This window comes from Kitasatospora cystarginea, assembly GCF_039533515.1.
In the GTDB taxonomy this organism is placed as follows: domain Bacteria; phylum Actinomycetota; class Actinomycetes; order Streptomycetales; family Streptomycetaceae; genus Kitasatospora; species Kitasatospora cystarginea.
The window spans coordinates 90,245-110,627 of sequence record NZ_BAAATR010000032.1 but is presented as its reverse complement, the minus strand read 5'-3'; the positions used below and the strand labels follow the sequence as shown (position 1 = coordinate 110,627).

Below are 20,383 nucleotides of genomic sequence, written 5' to 3'. Positions count from 1 at the left end.
TGGAGCGGCCCCGACACCCTCACCCCCCTGATCACCACCCTCAACCGGCTCCGCCGCCGCCACCCCGCCCTCCAGCAACTACGGAACATCACCTTCCACGGGACCGACAACGACCGCATCCTCGCCTACTCGAAGAAGGCCACCACCCCGGACGGCCTGACCGACCACGTCATCACCGTGGTCAACCTCGACCCCCACCACGCCCAGGAAGCGACCGTGACCCTCGACAGCGACCACAGCTTGAGCGTGCACGACGAACTCACCGGCGCCGCCTACACCTGGGCCAGGCACAACTACGTCCGACTCGACCCCGCCACGGGCCCGGCCCACATCCTCACGGTTCGGAGGAACCCTCAGTGACAGTCAACGAGCCCGTCGCCGACACCTTCGCCGAAACCTCCCCCAGGAACCTGGACCCCGAGTGGTTCAAACGCGCGGTCTTCTACGAGGTCCTGGTCCGCTCCTTCCAGGACAGCAACGGCGACGGGATCGGCGACCTCAAGGGGCTCACCTCCAAGCTGGACTACCTCCAGTGGCTCGGCGTGGACTGCCTCTGGCTGCCACCCTTCTTCGCCTCCCCGCTGCGCGACGGCGGCTACGACGTGGCCGACTACAAGTCGGTGCTGCCGGAGTTCGGCGACCTGGCCGACTTCGTGGAGTTCGTCGACGCCGCCCACAAGCGCGGCATGCGCGTGATCATCGACTTCGTGATGAACCACACCAGCGACCAGCACCCGTGGTTCCAGGCCTCCCGCAACGATCCTGACGGACCGTACGGTGACTTCTACGTCTGGGCTGACGACGACAAGCAGTACCCCGACGCCCGGATCATCTTCGTCGACACCGAGACCAGCAACTGGACCTACGACCCGGTCCGCAAGCAGTACTTCTGGCACCGGTTCTTCTCGCACCAGCCCGACCTCAACTACGACAACCCGCGGGTGCAGGAGGAGGTGATCGCGGCCCTGCGGTTCTGGCTGGACCTCGGCATCGACGGCTTCCGGCTCGACGCGGTGCCGTACCTGTTCGCGCGCGAGGGCACCAACTGCGAGAACCTGCCGGAGACCCACGACTTCCTGAAGCGGGTCCGCAAGGAGATCGACGCCGACTACCCGGACACCGTGCTGCTGGCCGAGGCCAACCAGTGGCCCGAGGACGTGGTCGACTACTTCGGCGACTTCGGCTCCGGCGGCGACGAGTGCCACATGGCGTTCCACTTCCCGGTGATGCCGCGGATCTTCATGGCCGTGCGCCGGGAGTCGCGCTACCCGGTCTCCGAGATCCTCGCCAAGACGCCGACCATCCCCTCCGGCTGCCAGTGGGGGATCTTCCTGCGCAACCACGACGAGTTGACCCTGGAGATGGTCACCGACGAGGAGCGCGACTACATGTACGCGGAGTACGCCAAGGACCCGCGGATGCGGGCCAACGTGGGCATCCGCCGCCGGCTCGCCCCCTTGCTGGAGAACGACCGCAACCAGATCGAACTCTTCACCGCCCTGCTGCTGTCACTGCCGGGCTCGCCGGTGCTCTACTACGGCGACGAGATCGGGATGGGCGACAACATCTGGCTGGGCGACCGGGACGGCGTCCGCACCCCCATGCAGTGGACGCCCGACCGCAACGCGGGTTTCTCCTCCGCCGACCCGGGCAGGCTCAGTCTGCCGCCCATCATGGATCCGGTGTACGGCTACCAGGTGACCAACGTCGAGGCGCAGCAGAGCAGTTCGTCCTCCCTGCTGCACTGGACGCGTCGCATGATCGAGATCCGCAAGCTCAACCCCGCGTTCGGCCTCGGCAGCTACACCGAGCTGCCCTCCAGCAATCCCGCGGTGCTGGCCTTCGTGCGCGAGCACGAGGGCGACCTGGTCATGTGCGTGAACAACTTCTCGCGGTTCGCGCAGCCGACCGAACTGGACCTGCGGCGTTACGGGGGGCGGTACCCGGTCGAGCTGATCGGGGGCGTGCGCTTCCCGTCCATCGGCGAATGGCCCTACCTGCTCACCCTGGCGGGACACGGCTTCTACTGGTTCCAACTGCGCAACCCCCGTGCCAGGTAAGGCCGGCGGGAGCGGCGGCCGCCGGGAGACGGCCGCGAAGTAACGATCCATCAGGTTCCACCCCCCGGGGGCGCGCGAACCACCACCCGCGCCCCCGGGTTCTCTCTGCACCACCGCGTACGGCTAACAGCCCAACGGCCACCCACACTATGGCGTGACACCCGAGCCCACCTCGCGTGCCGTCGCCGCCGCGCCGCCGAAATCCGGAAGACTGACGGACCCGGCCAGACCCGTCGGGCAGTCGGCCCGCTTCCGGGGAAAGGGAGTCATGTCCGAAACCTCCCGTTCTCAAGCCCATGTGCAAAGCGATCCCGCACAGCCGGCCACCGGGCCCGTCGGGACGCGCAGCACCGGGGTGCGGAGGACCAGCCCCGGGGTCAGCGAACTGGTCCAGGCCGCGCTGCCGCTGATCGCCGCCTGGCTGCCCGGCCAGCGGTGGTACGCGGGCAAGGGGCGCGCCATCACCGGCCTCACCCCGGTGGTGGGCACGCCGCTCCAAGTCGGCGACCCGACCCTGCTGCACCTACTACTCAGGGTCGAGCACGCCGGCGACGGCTCCGCCGCGTACGGCGACATCTACCAGCTGCTGCTGGGCATCCGCTCGCAGCCGCCGAACTCGATCGCCCCCTCCGCGGTGCTGGGACGGCTCAGCGGCGGCCAGCACGACGGCGCGCTGGTCTACGACGCGGTGCACGACCCCGAGCTGACCGGCCGTCTGCTCGAACACATGGCCACCGGTGACCGGTTCGGCTCGCTCTCCTTCCGCCGCACCCCGGGCCCCGGACTGCCGGGCAACCTGCCGGGACGGGCCTCCACCGCCGAGCAGTCCAACACCTCGGTGATCTACGGCACCGCCTTCATCCTCAAGCTCTTCCGCCGGATCAGCCCCGGTACCAACCCGGACCTGGAGCTCTCGCTCGCCCTCTCCCGGGCCGGCTCCACCCGGATCCCCCGGGTCGCCGCCTGGTTCGAGTGCCGGCTGGAGCGATCGGAACCGGCCACCCTCGGCCTGCTCCAGCGCTACCTCCCGGACGCCGAGGACGGCTGGGAGCTCGCCCTGGACCAGGTCGCCAGGCTCAAGGGCGACCCGTCCCCGGGCAACTTCGCGATCGAGGCGCACCGACTCGGCCGGGCCACCGCCGAGGTGCACCGGGTGCTGGCCAGGTCCATGCCGGTGGCCCGGCTCGACCGCGCCCAGATCAGCCTGATGGCCGGAGCGATGGCCGAACGGCTGGACAGCGCCGTGGCCGCCGTCCCCGGCCTGCTGCGCTACCGGGCCGCGCTGCGCACCGCCTTCCGTCAGCTGACCGCCGACCACCTGGACGGGCTGCCGGTGCAGCGCATCCACGGCGACCTCCACCTCGGCCAGGCCATGCGCACCCCGCACGGCTGGGTCCTGCTGGACTTCGAGGGCGAGCCCGCCAAGCCGCTCGCCGAGCGGCGGCTGCCGCAGCCCGCGCTGCGGGACGTCGCCGCGATGCTCCGCTCCTTCGACTACGCCGCCGCCCATCTGCTGGCCGGTGCGCCACCCGATCCCGAACTCGCCCACCTGGCGGCGGCCTGGGCGGGCCGCAACCGGACGGCGTACTGCGCGGGCTACACCGCGGGCGGCGGGAGCGACCCGTCCGCCTCGCCGGAGCTGATGCGCGCGCTGGAGATCGACAAGGCGGTCTACGAGGTGGTCTACGAGGCGCGGCACCGGCCCAGCTGGCTGCCCATCCCGCTGGCCGCCATCAACCGCCTGGCCCTGACCGTCTGACCACCCCCACTACACCACGGGGGTCGGCCCGCCCGGTCCCCCGACATCCGATGCCCAGGAGGACTCCGCCGTGACCCCGCTCGGCCCGAAGCCCGACCGCTCCAAGCCCGCGGTGCCCGCCACCTTCCTGCCAGGGCGGACCGGAAGGTCCGGCGACAGTGCTCAGTCCAAGGCCGCCGCCCCGGCGCCGACGGCACGGCCTACGGCACCGGACCGGGCACCGTCGCCCGCTCCGGCCCCCACCGTCCCGGAGCGGCCCGAGCAGGCCGAGCGCCCCGAAGCGGCACCGGCGGCGCTGCGCCTCCCGGAGGCGCCGCTGCCACCGGCCGAGATCGAGCGGCTGCTGCGCGGCGAGCACCACGACCCGCACTCGCTGCTCGGCGCGCACGTCACCGCCGAGGGGATCGCGATCCGGGTGCTGCGCCCGTTCGCCGAACGGGTGGTGGTGGAGACCGAGCACGGCCCGGCCGAGCTGACCCACCTGCAGGGCGGCCTGTTCACCGGTCTGCTGCCGGGCCGCGTCATCCCGCCGTACCGGCTGCAGGTCAGTTACCCCGGCGGCGGCGGGCCGCTGCCGCAGCACGACGGCTACCGGACCGGGCCCACCCTCGGCGAGCTCGATCTGCACCTGATCTCCGAGGGCCGGCACGAGCAGCTCTGGCGGGCGCTCGGCTCGCACGTCCGGGAGGTGGACGGCGTCCGCGGCACCGCCTTCGCGGTGTGGGCACCGAACGCCGTCGGGGTCCGGCTGATCGGCGACTTCAACCACTGGGACGGCACCGGGCACCCGATGCGCTCGCTGGGTTCCTCCGGCGTCTGGGAACTGTTCGTCCCGGACCTGGGCGAGGGCGCCAGGTACAAGTACGAGATCCACACCCGGCAGGGCTGGGTGCTGAAGAAGGCCGACCCGCTGGCCCGGGCCGCCCAGTGCCCGCCGGACACCGCCTCGGTGGTGACCGTCTCCCGGCACGAGTGGCAGGACGCCGAGTGGATGGCGCGCCGGGCGCACTCCGTACACCACCGCGCGCCCATGTCGGTGTACGAGCTGCACCTGCCCTCCTGGCGCCCCGACCTCACCGGCTACCGCGAGATCGCCGCCGAGCTCCCCGGCTACCTCGAGGACCTGGGCTTCACCCACGTGGAGTTCATGCCGGTGATGGAGCACCCCTTCGGCGGTTCCTGGGGCTACCAGGTCTCCGGCTTCTACGCCCCCACCGCCCGGCTCGGCAGCCCGGACGACTTCAGGTACCTGATCGACACCCTGCACCGGCACGGCATCGGTGTGATCGTCGACTGGGTGCCCGCGCACTTCCCCAAGGACGACTTCGCGCTCGCCCGCTTCGACGGCGAGCCGCTGTACGAACCCGCCGACCCGCTGCGCGCCGAGCACCCCGACTGGGGCACCCTGGAGTTCGACTACGGCCGCACCGAGGTGCGCAACTTCCTGGTCGCCAACGCCGTGTACTGGTGCGAGGAGTTCCACATCGACGGCCTGCGGGTGGACGCGGTCGCCTCGATGCTCTACCTCGACTACTCCCGCGAGGGCGGCGACTGGAACCCCAACCAGTACGGCGGGCGGGAGAACCTGGACGCCGCCTCCTTCCTCCAGGAGATGAACGCGACCGTCTACCGCCGCTGCCCAGGCGTGATCACCATCGCCGAGGAGTCCACCGCCTGGGACGGCGTCACCCGGCCCACCCACAGCGGGGGCCTGGGCTTCGGGCTGAAGTGGAACATGGGCTGGATGCACGACTCGCTGGTCTACATGTCCAAGGACCCGGTGCACCGCAAGTACCACCACAACGAGATGACCTTCTCGATGGTGTACGCGTACTCGGAGAACTACATCCTGCCGATCTCGCACGACGAGGTGGTGCACGGGAAGCAGGCCCTGGTCGCCAAGATGCCCGGCGACTGGTGGCAGCAGCGCGCCAACCACCGCGCCTACCTCGGCTTCATGTGGTCCCACCCCGGCAAGCAACTCCTTTTCATGGGACAGGAGTTCGCCCAGGGCGCGGAGTGGCACCACGAGAGCGGACCGCAGTGGTGGGTGCTGGACGAGCAGTGGCCGGCCGCCGGGGGTCACCTGGGCGTCCAGCGGCTGGTGCGCGAGCTCAACCGGGTCTACCGCGACACCCCCGCCCTCTGGGAGCAGGACACCACCCCCGGCGGCTTCCGCTGGCTGGACGGCGGCGCGGCCGACGACAACCTGTTCGCCTTCGTGCGCTACGCAGCCGACGGCTCTCCGCTGGTCGCGATCAGCAACTTCTCCCCCGTCGTCCGGCACGGCCACCGGGTCGGCCTGCCCTCGCTGCCGGGCCCCGACCAGCTCTGGAAGGAGGTGCTCAACACCGACGCCGAGGTCTACGGCGGCAGCGGCATCGCCAACTCCCAGCCCATCAAGGCCGAGACCACCCCGTGGAACGGGCAGCCCCGCAGCGCCGAGCTGATCGTGCCGCCGCTGGCCACGGTCTGGCTGCGGCCCGTCTGATTGGCCCCGCGATGAGCAGTCGGTAAACAGTCAGGGAACGACGTCCAGGTGTCTACGGCGCTGTAGTACGTTCGCGGGAGCCGACCCCTGAACACCCGTCGAGGTGCGTGGTCGCGCCCATCGAGAGCCGTATCTCAGAGCCGAGAGTGTGTGATGTCGTCCCTGACCTACCTGGAATCCGTCGGTGTGGGCCTGCTGCAGGGCGTCACCGAGCTCTTCCCGGTGTCCAGCCTGGGCCACAGCATCCTGATACCCGCGCTGATCGGCGGGCAGACCAAGACCGACCTGGACGTCACCGCGGACGGCTCGCCGTACCTCTCGGTGCTGGTCGGCCTGCACCTGGCCACCGCGCTGGCCCTGGTGGTGTTCTTCCGGCGGGACTGGATCAGGATCATCAAGGGCCTGTTCAGCTCGATCCGCAACCGCGAGGTCGCCTCTCCGGACCAGAAGCTGGCCTGGCTGCTGGTGATCTCCACCATCCCGGTCGGCATCGCCGGGCTCGCGTTGGACCACCTGCTGCGCGACGCCCTCGGCAAGCCCACGCCGGCGGCGATCTTCCTCGCACTGAACGGCCTGGTACTGCTCGGCGCCGAGCGGCTCAAGCGCGGCGGCACCGGCCGCCGCCGGGCCGGGCAGTCCGCCGGCCACGCCCCGGACAGCGATCCCGAGCTGGAGTCCGACCGCCGGCTCGCCCGGCTGAACTACCGCCAGGGCGCCTGGATCGGGGCCGCGCAGATCCTCGCCCTCCTCCCCGGGATCAGCCGCTCCGGCGTCACCATGAGCGCCGGCGTGCTGCGCGGCCTGGGCCACGAGGACGCTGCCCGCTTCTCCTTCCTGCTCGCCACTCCGGTCATCCTGGCCGCGTCCGCGCTCAAGCTGCCGGAGCTGCTCAAGCCGGAGAACTCCGCCGTGCGCGGTCCGCTGCTGGCCGGCAGCGTGGCCGCCTTCGCCGCCGGGTACGTCTCGGTCCGCTTCCTCACCAAGTACTTCGAGAGCCGCAGCATGACGCCGTTCGCGCTCTACTGCACCCTCGCCGGGCTCGGTTGCCTTGTCTGGCTGAACTTCTAGGCCCGGCTCAACCTCCGGCCGGGCGCCCCCGGGACGCGGTGTCCGCCCCCGACCCCGCCCGACCGTGATCCGGGATCGGGACTTTGGTCCCTTGCGTTCGGAGGTTGGAGCAGACCCCGGCGGGCACGCCGGGCTCGAAGGTATGGTCGATATGTCTTCTTCCTGCTGACCATGCCGACGAAACGGAGATTGCCACGTGGCGCGCAGCGTGTACGTGACCGGGATCGACCGGGGGGACGGCCGGCAGGCCGTGGAACTCGGGGTCATGGAACTGCTCACCCGCCAGGTGGACCGGGTCGGCGTCTTCCGACCGCTGGTGCACGCCGCGGCCCCCGGCGAGAACGGCACCGACCACGTGGTCGAACTGCTCCGCGACCGGTACCGCCTGGATCTGTCGCCCGCCGAGCTGTACGGGCTGACCTACGAGGAGGCCGCCGCGCTGCAGGCCGCGCAGGGCCAGGAGGAGCTGGTGTCCGCCCTGGTGGACCGGTTCCGCGCGGTGGAGCGCAAGTGCCAGGCGGTGCTGGTGCTCGGCACGGACTTCGCCGGTACCAACATCCCGGACGAGCTGGCCTTCAACGCCCGGCTGGCGAACGAGTTCGGCGCCTGGGTGCTCCCGGTGGTCGGCGGCCACGACGAGGACCCGCAGGCCGTGATCGCCGAGGTCCTGGGCGCCCACCGGGCCTACCTGGACCTGGGCTGCTCGACCCTGGCGATGATCGCCAACCGGGTCGCGCCCGGCATCAAGCAGCAGGTCCAGCGGGCGCTCTCGGAGAAGCTCCCGATCCCCTCCTACGTGATCCCCGAGGAGCCGGCGCTGGCCGCGCCGACCGTGGCGCAGCTGGTGGAGGCGACCGACGCCGAGGTGCTGCTCGGCGACGCGGCCGGCCTCACCCGGGACGTGCGCTCCTTCGTCTTCGGCGGCGCGATGCTGCCGACCTTCCTGGACGCGCTGACCGAGGGCGCCCTGGTGGTCACCCCCGGGGACCGCGCCGACCTGGTGGTGGGCTCGCTGGCCGCGCACGCCGCCGGCGCCCCGCCGATCGCGGGCGTGCTGCTCACCCTCGGCCAGCACCCGGGCCCCAACGTGATGGCGCTGGCCGCCCGGCTCGCCCCCGGCACCCCGGTCGCGGTGGTCCCCGAGGGCAGCTGGCCCACCGCCGCCACGCTGACCCACCTTGAGGGCCGACTCGGCCCGGCCAGCCCGCGGAAGGCCGATATCGCCCTCGGCCTGTTCGAACTCCACGTGGACACCGCAGAGTTGACCAAGCGGATCGAGCTGAGCCGGTCCGAGCGGGTCACCCCGATGATGTTCGAGCACGAGTTGCTGGAGCGCGCCCGTGGCGACCGCCGGCACGTGGTGCTGCCCGAGGGCACCGAGGAGCGGGTGCTGCGGGCCGCCGAGATCCTGCTGCGCCGCAACATCTGCGACCTCACCCTGCTCGGCGAGCCGGAGGCGATCCGCCGCAGAGCCGCGAGCCTGGGCATCGACCTCCCGCAGGACGACGGCACCGACCGCGCCCAGGTGCGGATCGTCGACCCGGCGAGCAGCCCGCTGCGCCAGCGGTTCGCCGAGCTGTACGCCGAGCTGCGCGCACACAAGGGCATGACGGTCGAGCTGGCCCTGGACGTGGTCACGGACGTCTCCTACTTCGGCACCCTGATGGTGCAGGAGGGCATCGCCGACGGCATGGTCTCCGGCGCGGTGCACTCCACCGCCGCGACCATCCGCCCCGCCTTCGAGGTGATCAAGACCTCGCCGGGCGCCTCGATCGTCTCCTCGGTCTTCTTCATGTGCCTGGCCGACAAGGTGCTGGTCTACGGCGACTGCGCGGTGAACCCGGACCCGGACGCCCAGCAGCTGGCCGACATCGCCGTCCAGTCCGCCGAGACCGCCGCCCAGTTCGGGGTCGAGCCGAGGGTCGCGATGCTCTCGTACTCGACCGGCACCTCGGGCTCCGGCGCGGACGTGGACAAGGTCCGCAGGGCCACCGAGCTGGTCCGCGAGCTGCGCCCGGACATCCTGGTCGAGGGCCCGATCCAGTACGACGCCGCGGTGGACGCCCGCGTCGCGGCCACCAAGCTGCCGGGCTCCGCGGTGGCCGGCCGGGCGACCGTGCTGATCTTCCCGGACCTCAACACCGGCAACAACACCTACAAGGCCGTGCAGCGCTCGGCCGGCGCCGTGGCGGTCGGCCCGGTGCTCCAGGGCCTGCGCAAGCCGGTCAACGACCTCTCCCGCGGCGCCCTGGTCCAGGACATCGTCAACACGGTCGCGATCACGGCCATCCAGTCCCAGTCGCCCACTGCCGCCGAAGGAACGATCCAGTGAGCAACGGCACCCGCGTCCTCGTCCTCAACGCCGGCTCCTCGTCGGTCAAGTACCAGCTGATCGACATGCTCGACGGCTCCCGGCTGGCCTCGGGCCTGGTGGAGCGGATCGGCGAGGCCGGCGGGCGGCTGGTGCACGCCCCGCGCGGCGGGGTGAAGCGGGAGGCCGAGCAGGTCTACCCGGACCACGGTGCCGCGCTCAAGGCGGTCGCCGAGGAGCTGACCGCCGACGGGATCGGCCTGGACTCGCCGGAGCTGGCCGCGATCGGCCACCGGGTGGTGCACGGCGGCAAGCGGTTCACCGCCCCGACGCTGATCACCGACGAGGTGCTCACCGAGATCCGCCGGCTGATCCCGCTCGCCCCGCTGCACAACCCGGCCAACATCACCGGCATCGAGGTGGCCCGCGAGCTGCGCCCCGACCTGCCGCAGGTGGCGGTCTTCGACACCGCCTTCCACGCGAACATGCCCGAGTACGCGGCCCGGTACGCGATCGACAAGGCGGTGGCCGACGAACACCAGGTCCGACGCTACGGCTTCCACGGCACCTCGCACCAGTACGTCTCCCGGGCCACCGCCGCACTGCTCGGCAAGGACCCGGCCGAGGTCAACGTGATCGTGCTGCACCTGGGCAACGGCGGCTCGGCCTCGGCCGTCGCCGGCGGTGTCTGCGTGGACACCTCGATGGGGCTGACCCCGCTGGAGGGCCTGGTCATGGGCACCCGTTCCGGTGATGTGGACCCGGGCGTGGTCTTCCACCTGCACCGGGTCGGCGGGCTGAGCATCGACGAGATCGATGACCTGCTGAACCGCCGCAGCGGCCTGCTCGGCCTGTGCGGGGACAACGACATGCGCGAGATCATGCGCCGGGCCGAGGACGGCGACGCGGACGCCGGGCTCGCCTTCGACACGTACATACACCGGCTGCGCAAGTACATCGGCGGTTACTACGCGGTACTCGGCCGGGTGGACGCGATCGCCTTCACCGCGGGTGTCGGCGAGAACGCGGCGCCGGTGCGGGCCGCGGCCATGGCGGGCCTGGAGGAACTGGGCATCGCGGTGGACGCCGAGCTGAACGCGGTCCGCTCCGGCGAGGCCCGGGTGATCTCCCCGGAATGCTCCCGGGTCACCGTCGCCGTGGTGCCGACGGACGAGGAGCTGGAGATCGCACAGCAGACCTTCGCCCTGGTGGGCGCTGCGAGCTGAGCGCGTATCAGCCCGGCGTCCCGCCCGTCGAGATGGTTCGTTGGCGATACCTCAGCAATCGCACTAAATGCGCCTATAACACGAACGGATAGACTGACCGATATGCGCCGAGCGAAAATTGTCTGCACCCTGGGTCCGGCGACGGACTCCTACGAACAGCTGAAGGCCATCGTCGAAGCGGGCATGAACGTCGCCCGACTCAACATGAGCCACGGCTCGCACGCCGAGCACGAGGAGCGGTACCGCAAGGTCCGCCAGGTGTCCGAGGACACCGGCCGCACCATCGGTGTGCTGGCCGACCTCCAGGGCCCGAAGATCCGACTTGCGACCTTCGCCAACGGCCCGGTCACCGTCGACAACGGCGACGAGTTCACCATCACCACCGAGGACGTGCCGGGCGACCAGCACATCTGCGGCACCACCTACAAGGGCCTCCCGGGCGATGTGAAGCCCGGCGACCCCATCCTGATCAACGACGGCGTCATCGCCCTGGAGGTCGTCAGCGTCGACGGCCCGCGGGTGAAGACCGTGGTGGTCGAGGGCGGCGTGCTCTCGAACAACAAGGGGATCAATCTCCCCGGCGCGGCCGTGAACGTGCCGGCCCTGTCCGAGAAGGACAAGGACGACCTGCGCTTCGCGCTCCGCCTGGGCGTCGACATGGTCGCGCTGTCCTTCGTCCGCAACGCCGCGGACGTCGAGGACGTCCACAAGGTGATGGACGAGGTCGGCATCCGCGTCCCGGTCATCGCCAAGATCGAGAAGCCGCAGGCCGTCGAGGCCATGGAGGAGATCGTCCTCGCCTTCGACGCGGTCATGGTGGCCCGTGGCGACCTCGCCGTCGAGTACCCGCTGGAGAAGGTCCCGCTGGTACAGAAGAAGCTGATCACGCTCTGCCGCCGGAACGCCAAGCCGGTCATCGTCGCCACCCAGATGATGGAGTCGATGATCCACGCCTCCCGGCCGACCCGCGCCGAGGTCTCGGACGTCGCCAACGCCATCCTGGACGGCACGGACGCGGTCATGCTCTCCGCGGAGTCCAGCGTCGGCAAGTACCCGGTCGAGACGGTCAAGACCATGAGCCGGATCGCCGAGCAGGCCGAGCAGGAGCTGCTGGAGCAGGGCCTCCAGCCGCTGAACCCGGGCCGCAAGCCGCGCACCCAGGGCGGTTCGATCGCCCGCGCCGCGTGCGAGCTGGGCGACTTCCTGCACGCCAAGTCGCTGGTCGCCTTCACCAAGTCCGGTGACACCGCCCGTCGGCTCTCCCGCTACCGTTCGCCGATCCCGGTGATCGCCTTCACCCCGGACGCCGCCACCCGCAACCAGCTCTCGCTGAGCTGGGGCGTCGAGGCGCACGTGACCGAGCAGGTCGCCACCACCGACGAGATGGTGGTCCAGGTCGACCAGGAGCTGCTGAGCAAGCAGCTGCTCAAGGAGGGCGACACGGTCATCGTCACCGCCGGCTCGCCGCCCGGCATCCCCGGCAACACCAACATGGTCCAGGTGCACCACCTGGGTGCGCGCTCCGGGCAGTAATGGCCCGGTAGCCCTGTAACGCCCGTGGGGCGCCCCTCCGGTCTCCGGCGGGGCGCCCCACGGACGTTTCCGGCGTGCTACTGGCCGTAGGGCAGGTTGTCGTTGTACATCCGCATGCCCGGGATGTGCAGTGCACCGCCGAACTGGCCGGCCTGGACGGCGGTGACGTTCTTCAGCTCCAGGTCGAGCGGGATCGGGATGCTGCCGATCAGGTCGTACAGCCACTGCGGCAAGGTGTCCGGAGTCAGCGTGATCTCACCCAGATCGATCGGGATGGGCAGTCCGAGAATCTTGCTGAGGTGACCGGAGAGCCGCTCCACGTACATGGTCACTTCATCGCCGCGCATGGTGGACGTGGAGCCCGGGGCTCCCTTGACGTGGAAGGTCATCCCGTTGCCCTCCAGTGTCGACATGTCGAGATCGCCGATGTCGACCCGGTCCACCTTGAACTTCAGCACCCGCTTGGTACCGGTAGCGGTGTGGACGTCCACCACGCCGTAGAACTTGGACCCGTACAGACCGAGGGTGGACGAGTGCAGCGTCCAGTTCTGCTCCGGGACGACGTGGCCCGGTTCCGCCGCGGCGGCGGCCAGGCCCCGGCTGTCCACCTGGCAGTTGGGGTTCTTGCTGGGCGAGGCGGACGGCGAGGGGGTCGCGGTGGGCTCGGGACTGCCGGACGACGGGCTTCCGCTCGGGACCTGTGCGGGCGTCTGTGAGGCAGCCGGGGACTCGGACCGGAGCTGAGCCTCGGGAACCCGGGGCGCGGGGGGCTCGGTGACGGTCGGGGCGGGCGCGGCCGAGCCGGTCGGGGTCGGCGTGGACCTCGGCGACGGGGTGGGGGTCGGAGTCGGGCTCCGATGGCCGCCCAGGTGCAGGATCGGGTCGAGGATGGGGTCCAGGATCCCGGCCGGGCGGACCGAATCGGCCTTGGGAGCGGGAGAGTTGGCAGTCACCGCCTGCTGGGGTCTGGGGTGCGTGGTGGCGATGCTCGCGGTCGGCGTGGGCGTCGCCGTCGGCGTCGTGGTCGGCGTGGCCGCCGAAGTCGGCTGCCGGGTGGGCGCGTTGGGTTGTTCGCTCGGCGTCGCTGCCTTCGTGGACGTCGACGTGGGATCCGGGATCGGGGTGATCTCGCTCTTCGGCACCGGCGTCTCGTCGATCACCGTATCGGGAGCCGTGGCACAGGCCTTGTCCTTCTGAACGTCGGCCATCGCGATGGTCGGAACCGTGCCCATCAACAGGGCGGTCGGCACCGCCGCGATGGCCAGCGCCTTGCCGTACAGATGGCCGCGCAGACCGGCCCGAGGTGCGGCATGCCGGGGGCCCACCACCCGGACGAGGGGCCTCTGCTCCCCCGCGGTCACTGCTGCTCCTCGGGGTCGGCCTTCTCGACGGACACCACCGGATCGGCCTCGACCGGCGGCGCAGCCGGTGCGGAGACGGCCACCGGACCGGGCTCGGCAGCGTACTCCGCGGTGGCGCCGTCCGCGTTCGCGATCGGCTCACCCGCCGGAACGGGCTGCTCCTTCAGCGGCGCCCAGGAGCAGAGCAGGCCGCCGGCGATCAGTCCGAGGATCAGGCCCATGCCGAAGCCGCCCAGATTGGAAACCGGCACGGAGACCAGGGACAGGATCGTGACGGCCACACCGCAGAAGATCCGCACCATCGGCTGGAACCACGCGGTCAGGCCCAGCGTGATCAGCAACCCGCCGATGAGCAGCGACCCGGCACCACCGGTCGTCGACATCGACATCGTCAACTGACCCAAGTGAAGCTGCGCGTAAGGGAAGTAGAGGATCGGGAAGCTGGCGAACACGGCCAGCAGGCCAGCCCAGAACGGGCGGGTGCGCCGCCAGGTGCGAAACCTCAGCCGCACCCGGCTGAAGGTGCCCGCTTCGGCGGGCCACTCGTTGGCAGTTGCGCTGGACATGGTGCAGCTCCTCGATGATGGGTACGAGGGGACGAACTAGTGATACAGCCGGGAGCAGCCCGCCTGGCTCTCCCGGTCGCGGAGCACGGGAGGCCGGCGGCTCACGCCGTCGGCCTCCTCAGCGGCCTAGAAGCACTCGCTGCCGTTTTGGCTGCCGTCAAGCTGGTGGACGTGGAGCTGCAGACCGGCGAGCTTGAAAGTGCCGGCCGACGTGGACCAGGCGGTCTGCTGCACGTTGGTCAGGTGGGCGTGCGGAGCCGCCTGGCCGAAGGCTCCTGCCTGGCCCTTGGCGTTACCCGGCAGGGTCGAGGCGTCCTGACCGATGTTGATACCGGGCGTGACGTGGTCCGTGTCGGGGGAGCCGTTGTCGAACGTGGCGTCCGCGTTCAGGGAGTCGAGGCCGATCATCAGGTTCGTGGCCTCGACCGGCGTCTGCCCGTCGCCCGCCTGGAGCCTGAGGACCCAGGTGCCCAGGCCGAACGGGAGGTCGGTCTTCACGGACTGGCACAGGTGGTGGATGGTGGCCGAATCGAAGGCCGAGACAGCAACCGGGTGCGCGCCCTTGTGGTTGCTGTTGTCCTGGAAGTCGACGCTGCCGTACTGGGCGAAGTTCTTGCCGTCCAGGTCGCCCGCGGTGACCTTGAACTGCTGGCCGGAGACGCTGAACGACGCCGCGAGCGCGTTGTTCGCCAGGCCGACACCGATCGCCGCGGTGGCCGCGATGCTCGGCACCATCACCAGCGCGAAGCGCTTCCAGCGGGTCTTGCCGTAAGTCTGGGACATGCGTGTCCTCCTTCTAGGACGTACATCTCCGACCGCGTCCGGCACTTGGCGCACCGGCCTGGGCCTGGGATGGGAGAGAGCTACGTCCTCGGTAGCGGAGAAGGCCGTGGGCATCGGCGGACCCGGGTCCGGCCGCATTCACGGCACACCCGTTCCAGGCACCGGCTGTCTTCGCGACAGCGGGTACGACCGACGACACCGGCGATCACCCCCGAGCGACAACCAGCGACCGCGCGGGGATGCGCGACCGCGAGAAGGACAGGAACCGCGTGTGGGATCCGCGGACACCCCCCTGTCCTCAAGCCTCCGGACCGGGCCTTCGGCTGCCCGATGGGGATCCCCTTGCAGGGGACCGGGCGTGGCTGATCGTGCTTGAAACCAGGGCGAAGCACAAGGGGTTCATTACTGACGGGTAATCCAACAGCGCTCGACGTCGATCATGAGATCGAGAAAAATGTCACGCAGAGCGACAATCGAGCATGTGTACATCAGTGAAATTCGCTGGAAACACGGACGAAACACCTACGGCGGTCACCCGTGGTGACCGCCGTAGGACATTGTCAAGATTTGATAAAGCTCACAGCTTCTGCCTGCTTGTCGCCAAATCTCCGGCGGCACCGCAGGTCACCCGCCGTGCCACCGGACCGCCGCGGGCGACTGCCTGACCGAGCGTCAGAACAGTACCCGGGCGAGCGCACTGCGCGCCTTCGTCACCCGCGGGTCGTCCGTGCCGATCACCTCGAACAGCTCCAGCAGTCGCAGCCGGGCGGTGTCCCGGTCCTCGCCGAAGGTCCTGCCGACGGTGTCGACCAGGCGGCCGAAGGCGTCCTCGACGTGCCCGCCGACCAGGTCCAGGTCGGCAGCGTCCAGCTGGGCGGCGACGTCCTTCGGATCGGCGGCGGCCGCCGCGCGGACCTGCTGCGGGTCCAGCGACTCGACCCGCTGCAGCAGCTGCGCCTGGGCCAGGCCCAGCTTGGCCTCGATGTTGCCGGGCTGGTCGACCAGCACGTTCTGGTAGGCCTGGACGGCGCCGCCCAGGTCACCGCGGTCGAGCGCGTCATGTGCGGCGGCCAGCGCCGGGTCCTCCGGCCGGTGGGGAGCCGCGGGGGCCTCCCCGTCGGGGGCGGCGGCAGTGCCGACGATGCCGAAGCGCTGCTCGGCGACGGCGATCAGCTGGTCCAGGACCTTGCGGACGTTGGCCTCGTTCTCGGCGCCCTGGAAGAGCGGGACGAGCTGGCCGGCGACCACGGCCATCACGGCCGGGATGCCCTGGATGCCGAACTGCTGGGCGATCAGCTGGTTGGCGTCCACATCGATCTTGGCGAGCACGATCCGGCCGGCGTACTCCTCGGCGAGGCGCTCCAGGATCGGGCTGAGCTGCTTGCACGGGCCGCACCACTCGGCCCAGAAGTCGATGACCACCGGCACCTCGGTCGAGCGCTGCACGACCTCGGTCTCGAAGGTCTCCTCGGTGACATCGATGACGAGCTGGTACGCCGCACCCTGCGGGGCGATCCCGGCCGCCTCGGCGGCGGCGTTCTGGCGGGCCCGCTCCGCCCTGGCCTGCTCGGCCTTCTGCGCGGCCTCACCGGCCGCCTTCACTGCGGCGAGGTCGACCGCACCACGCAGGGCGGAGCTGTTGAGACGCGAATTCCGTGGCTGCATGGATCCATCCTCCCCCGTCCGCGCGAGTGACGTGCACCAACCGGCGGAAGAAGGTCGCACCGGACCGGCTTCCCACCCCTCGGGAGTTCCCCCTCCCGTACCGCAGCCGTGCCGAAGAGCCGGCGCGGATCCCCACCCGCGCCGCGCGCCCGCCCGATCCCTGGGTCATGGCGCGTGGTTGCCGCTCTTTCGCTACGAGTCGTAGCGTATCTGCATCCCGACCCGGTGCCGCAAGACCCCCTCGGGAACTCGGGACGTGAGCTGTCCCACTTTCCCGCACGCGCCGCTGCCAGGGGGTGGACAAATCGCTACGGTTACCGGACCCACCCACGTTACTCACCGGTAGATCGCAAGGACGCGCATCGACCGGCCCTAGCAAGGAGGCTCGGTGGCCCCCACCACCCAGCAGCCCGTTGCCCCGGACCAGGCCGCACCCCCGGCCACGCCCCCACGAGGCAAGGGACGCCCCCGCAGCGCAGCCGCCGACCTGGCGATCCTCGATGCCACCAGGGAGGCCCTCGCCGAACTCGGCTGGGGCGGACTGACCATGGGTGATGTCGCCACCCGGGCCGGCGTCGCCAAGACCACCCTCTACCGGCGCTGGCCGTCCAAGAACGAACTGGTGGTCGACGCGGTCGCCAGTCTCTTCGACGAACTGGAGATGGTCGACCTCGGCAGCCTGCGTGCCGACATCGAGGCCGTGGTCGCCCAGTTCGCCACCCTGCTGGCCCGCCCGGAGACCCAGGCCGCGCTGCTCGCCCTGTTCGCCGAGGGATCCCGCGACCCCCAGCTGCGCCGCCGGATCCGCGAACGCATCGTCGAGCCGCAGAAGTACCTGGTCCAGCAGGGCCGCGCCCAGGCCCAGTCCCGTGGCGAACTCGGCCCCGACCTCGACGAGGTCACCGCCGCCGAGGAGATCGACATCATCTTCGACACCATCGCGGGCACCGTCGAACACCGCCTGCTGGTGAGCGGCCGCCCCATCACCCCCGCCTGGATCCACCGCTTCACCACCCTGTTGCTCAGCCCGCTGGGACATCCGCAGGAAGCGGGCTGAACACACCCCGGCGACGACCGGGGTGACGGACACCCGCGGGCTCGTACGCGGGCCGGCCGGACCCCGGCAACCGTGCGGGCCGGGCTCCGGGGGTTCTTCCGGAGCCCGGCCCGCGGTGGACGGCCAGGTCTTCAGGTGGCCGACTCTTCAGCCGGCCGGGTCTTCAGGCGGGCGAATCGTCAACCAGCCCTTTCGGAGGGTCAGTTCTTCGCCGGGACCAAGGTGCCGAAGGAGGCCGCGGCGATCTTCAGGGTGAAGGGAGCCTCGGTGCCGTTGAGGTTGGTGGGGTTGACGGAGTAGACGATCTTGCGGGCGAGGTCGCGGGTGGCGAACACGCCGCTGGTGTAGCCGGGGCGGGAGCCGGTCTTGCCCCAGACCACGACGCCGTTGGAGGCCTTGACCCGCATCAGGCCCATGCTCATGCAGGCCCGGCCGGCGTCGGCCTCGGTGCGGCACTGGCTGCTGTGGTGGCTGGGGACGTCGGGGACGGTGAAGAGCTTGGCCTGCTGGGCGGGCGGGAGGAAGCGGCCGCGGAAGAGCTCGGTGATGAACCGGTCGAGGTCGGCGGGGGTGGAGATCATGCCGCCCTCGGCCCAGGGCCACGGGCTCTGCTCGGAGACGTCGACGGGGTGGGTGGTCCCGTCCGCGGACTTGACGGTCAGGTAGCCGTGGGAGTGCGGGCCGGGCAGGCGCGGGTCGTCGGCGTTCGGGACGTAGGTGTCGTGCAGGCCGAGCGGACGGGTGATCCTGGACTGCACCTCGTGGGCGAAGGTGTGCCCGGTGATCTTCTCGACCAGCATGCCGGCGACGTAGTAGTTCATCCCGTTGTACTGCTGCGCGGTGCCCGGCGCGAACTCCATCGGCTGACCGGCCATCAGATCGATCGTCTGCTGCGGGGTGAAGCTCTTGAGACGGTTGGCGGCGAACCACTCGGCGCTGCCGTCGCCGAAGTCCGGGGTGGCGACGCCGCGCGGCAGACCGCTGGTGTGGTCGAGCAGCTGGCCGACCTTGACCGGTGGGATGTCGGCGGGCAGGACGCCCGGCAGGTACTGCTGGACGGGCTTGTCCAGGTCGATCCGGTGCTCGGCGGCGAGCTGGAGCACGATCGTGGCGGTGAAGACCTTGGAGATGCTGCCGATCCGGATGTGCGCGTTCTGCGGGACGCCCTGACCGGTCTCCAGGTCGCCCACGCCCGAGGTACCCGACCAGTGGCCCGCGCTACCGGTGATCCGGACCAGCGCACCGGTGACGTCCGCGTTCGGCAGGCCGCTGATCGCCGCCTTGAGCTCGGCCGGGTCGAGCCCCGGCAGCGGCGCGGCGGCGGCAGCGGCGGCGGCCGGCGCCGGGGCCGGGGTGGCAGCGGAGGCAGGAGCGGCCATACCCGCGGCAAGGGCGACCAGCAGAGCGCCGGAGGCAGCCACGGTGGACCAACGGGTGCGGCGGACAGAGGAGTTCACGGTAAAGCTCTCCGAGGTGGTCGTGGTCGGACCGGCGATCGACCGGCCCGACCACGAGTCTGTCCCGTCCGGGCATGACCGATCATCAGGGAACGTCCCTGAGTGACCCCTGAGCGGCCCCCGACAACCGACCGGGGCCAGAGCGCGTAACGGTCGGGGGCGAAGGAGGCGCTGCGCCGGGGTGGCTGCGACCTCCGGTGCCGCCCGCGCCGATGACCACCGACAGGTGTGTTGCCCGCATGGCCTCGACGGTCGCGACCCGGTCTAAGAGAGTTCTAATAGCCGCGTTTGAGAAGCTTGTTCCCATGAGCAGCGTGCCCGAGAGCAACAGGACGCCCCGGATCCTGGTGGTGGACGACGACCCCGAGGTGCGAGCCGCCGTCGAGGACGGCCTCGCGGTCGCCGGATACACGGTCCGCGGCGCGGGCGACGGCCTGGCCGCGCTGAGCGAGGTGGCCGCCTGGCAGCCGGACGCGCTGGTGCTGGACCTGATGATGCCGGTGCTGGACGGCCTGGCGGTCTGCCGCCGGCTGCGGGCGCTCGGCGACCGCACCCCGATCCTGGTGCTCACCGCCCGGGACTCGGTCAGCGACCGGGTGGACGGTCTGGACGCGGGCGCCGACGACTACCTGGTGAAGCCCTTCGCGCTGGACGAACTGACCGCCCGGCTGCGTGCCCTGCTGCGCCGGGCCGCACCAGCCGTGCCCGACCACGGCTACGTGCTGGGCGATCTGACGGTCGATCCGGTCAGCCGCACCGGCAGCCGGGCGGGCCGGGCGCTGGAGTTCTCCCGGACCGAGTTCGCCCTCCTCGAAGTGCTGCTGCAGAACCCGGGGCAGGTGCTGCCGCGTGAGCTGATCATGGAGCGGGTCTGGGGCTCGGACTTCGGTCCCGATTCCAACTCCCTCGCGGTGTACATCGGTTACCTGCGCCGCAAGCTGGAGGCGGCCGGTGAGCCCCGGCTGGTGCACACCGTGCACGGCGTCGGCTACCGGCTGGACGCCCCGTGAGCGACCGGACCGCCGCGCCCGGCGACGAGCGCTCCC

14 protein-coding genes and 1 pseudogene are annotated in these 20,383 nt (G+C 70.8%); 10 read left to right on the top strand and 5 right to left on the bottom strand.

All coding sequences use genetic code 11. The annotated features are described in order from the left end of the window. The 8 genes and pseudogenes from ABD369_RS28945 to pyk form a co-directional block, all read left to right on the top strand. Positions 1-360 (top strand): annotated as a pseudogene (locus ABD369_RS28945) (alpha-1,4-glucan--maltose-1-phosphate maltosyltransferase); the annotation flags it as partial. Next, complete coding sequence (treS, locus tag ABD369_RS28940) at positions 357-2,060, top strand: maltose alpha-D-glucosyltransferase (RefSeq protein ID WP_344639506.1); 1,704 nt, start codon at positions 357-359, stop codon at positions 2,058-2,060. The pseudogene ABD369_RS28945 and the gene treS, both read left to right, overlap by 4 nt. 268 nt (positions 2,061-2,328) lie before the next feature. Next, the gene (locus ABD369_RS28935; RefSeq protein WP_425557804.1) at positions 2,329-3,819 is read left to right on the top strand and encodes a maltokinase N-terminal cap-like domain-containing protein; all 1,491 of its coding nucleotides are present in this window, start codon (positions 2,329-2,331) and stop codon (positions 3,817-3,819) included. Positions 3,820-3,889: 70 nt separating this feature from the next. Next, positions 3,890-6,310 (top strand): 1,4-alpha-glucan branching protein GlgB, encoded by a 2,421-nt coding sequence (gene glgB / locus ABD369_RS28930; protein ID WP_344639504.1) that lies wholly within the window; start codon positions 3,890-3,892, stop codon positions 6,308-6,310. Between the two features lie 153 nt (positions 6,311-6,463). After that, positions 6,464-7,378, top strand: a complete 915-nt coding sequence (locus ABD369_RS28925; RefSeq protein WP_344639503.1) for an undecaprenyl-diphosphate phosphatase — start codon at positions 6,464-6,466, stop codon at positions 7,376-7,378. 196 nt (positions 7,379-7,574) lie between these two features. Then, positions 7,575-9,710, top strand: coding sequence for a phosphate acetyltransferase (gene pta, locus ABD369_RS28920; protein ID WP_344639502.1), 2,136 nt, complete (start codon positions 7,575-7,577; stop codon positions 9,708-9,710). Then, on the top strand, positions 9,707-10,915 hold the full coding sequence (locus ABD369_RS28915) for an acetate/propionate family kinase (RefSeq protein WP_344639501.1): 1,209 nt from the start codon (positions 9,707-9,709) through the stop codon (positions 10,913-10,915). Before pta ends, ABD369_RS28915 begins: the two co-directional genes overlap by 4 nt. 102 nt (positions 10,916-11,017) lie before the next feature. Then, entirely contained in the window at positions 11,018-12,448 is a 1,431-nt protein-coding gene (gene pyk, locus ABD369_RS28910) for a pyruvate kinase (RefSeq protein WP_344639500.1), read from the top strand. A 77-nt stretch (positions 12,449-12,525) separates the two neighbouring features. On the opposite strand, the gene ABD369_RS28905 is transcribed toward pyk, so the two are convergent. The 4 genes from ABD369_RS28905 to trxA form a co-directional block, all read right to left on the bottom strand. After that, on the bottom strand, positions 12,526-13,809 hold the full coding sequence (locus ABD369_RS28905; RefSeq protein ID WP_344639499.1) for a hypothetical protein: 1,284 nt from the start codon (positions 13,807-13,809) through the stop codon (positions 12,526-12,528). Then, positions 13,806-14,375 (bottom strand): DUF6114 domain-containing protein, encoded by a 570-nt coding sequence (locus tag ABD369_RS28900; RefSeq protein WP_344639498.1) that lies wholly within the window; start codon positions 14,373-14,375, stop codon positions 13,806-13,808. Before ABD369_RS28900 ends, ABD369_RS28905 begins: the two co-directional genes overlap by 4 nt. 126 nt (positions 14,376-14,501) lie before the next feature. Then, complete coding sequence (locus tag ABD369_RS28895) at positions 14,502-15,158, bottom strand: DUF6230 family protein (RefSeq protein ID WP_344639497.1); 657 nt, start codon at positions 15,156-15,158, stop codon at positions 14,502-14,504. Between the two features lie 672 nt (positions 15,159-15,830). Continuing rightward, entirely contained in the window at positions 15,831-16,823 is a 993-nt protein-coding gene (trxA, locus tag ABD369_RS28890; RefSeq protein ID WP_344639496.1) for a thioredoxin, read from the bottom strand. A gap of 388 nt (positions 16,824-17,211) precedes the next feature. Here trxA and ABD369_RS28885 point away from each other — a divergent pair, with 388 nt between their 5' ends. Next, positions 17,212-17,880 carry a TetR/AcrR family transcriptional regulator gene (locus tag ABD369_RS28885; protein WP_344639495.1) on the top strand — a complete coding sequence of 223 codons (669 nt, stop codon included), beginning with the start codon at positions 17,212-17,214 and terminating at the stop codon, positions 17,878-17,880. Positions 17,881-18,080: 200 nt separating this feature from the next. Here ABD369_RS28885 and ABD369_RS28880 read toward each other — a convergent pair whose 3' ends face one another. Continuing rightward, a complete protein-coding gene (locus ABD369_RS28880) occupies positions 18,081-19,337 on the bottom strand; it encodes a serine hydrolase domain-containing protein (protein WP_344639494.1) in 1,257 nt (418 codons plus the stop codon). A gap of 305 nt (positions 19,338-19,642) precedes the next feature. On the opposite strand from ABD369_RS28880, the gene ABD369_RS28875 reads away from it, so the two are divergent. Continuing rightward, complete coding sequence (locus tag ABD369_RS28875; RefSeq protein WP_344639493.1) at positions 19,643-20,347, top strand: response regulator transcription factor; 705 nt, start codon at positions 19,643-19,645, stop codon at positions 20,345-20,347. Positions 20,348-20,383 lie beyond the last annotated feature (36 nt).

What these genes read in the sequence shown, in the direction of transcription:
- ABD369_RS28935 (WP_425557804.1), top strand. Translation starts at nt 2,329, where the DNA reads ATGTCCGAAACCTCCCGTTCTCAAGCCCATGTGCAAAGCGATCCCGCA.
- ABD369_RS28925 (WP_344639503.1), top strand. Translation starts at nt 6,464, where the DNA reads ATGTCGTCCCTGACCTACCTGGAATCCGTCGGTGTGGGCCTGCTGCAG.
- pyk (WP_344639500.1), top strand. Translation starts at nt 11,018, where the DNA reads ATGCGCCGAGCGAAAATTGTCTGCACCCTGGGTCCGGCGACGGACTCC.
- ABD369_RS28900 (WP_344639498.1), bottom strand. Translation starts at nt 14,375, where the DNA reads ATGTCCAGCGCAACTGCCAACGAGTGGCCCGCCGAAGCGGGCACCTTC.
- ABD369_RS28895 (WP_344639497.1), bottom strand. Translation starts at nt 15,158, where the DNA reads ATGTCCCAGACTTACGGCAAGACCCGCTGGAAGCGCTTCGCGCTGGTG.
- trxA (WP_344639496.1), bottom strand. Translation starts at nt 16,823, where the DNA reads ATGCAGCCACGGAATTCGCGTCTCAACAGCTCCGCCCTGCGTGGTGCG.
- ABD369_RS28875 (WP_344639493.1), top strand. Translation starts at nt 19,643, where the DNA reads ATGAGCAGCGTGCCCGAGAGCAACAGGACGCCCCGGATCCTGGTGGTG.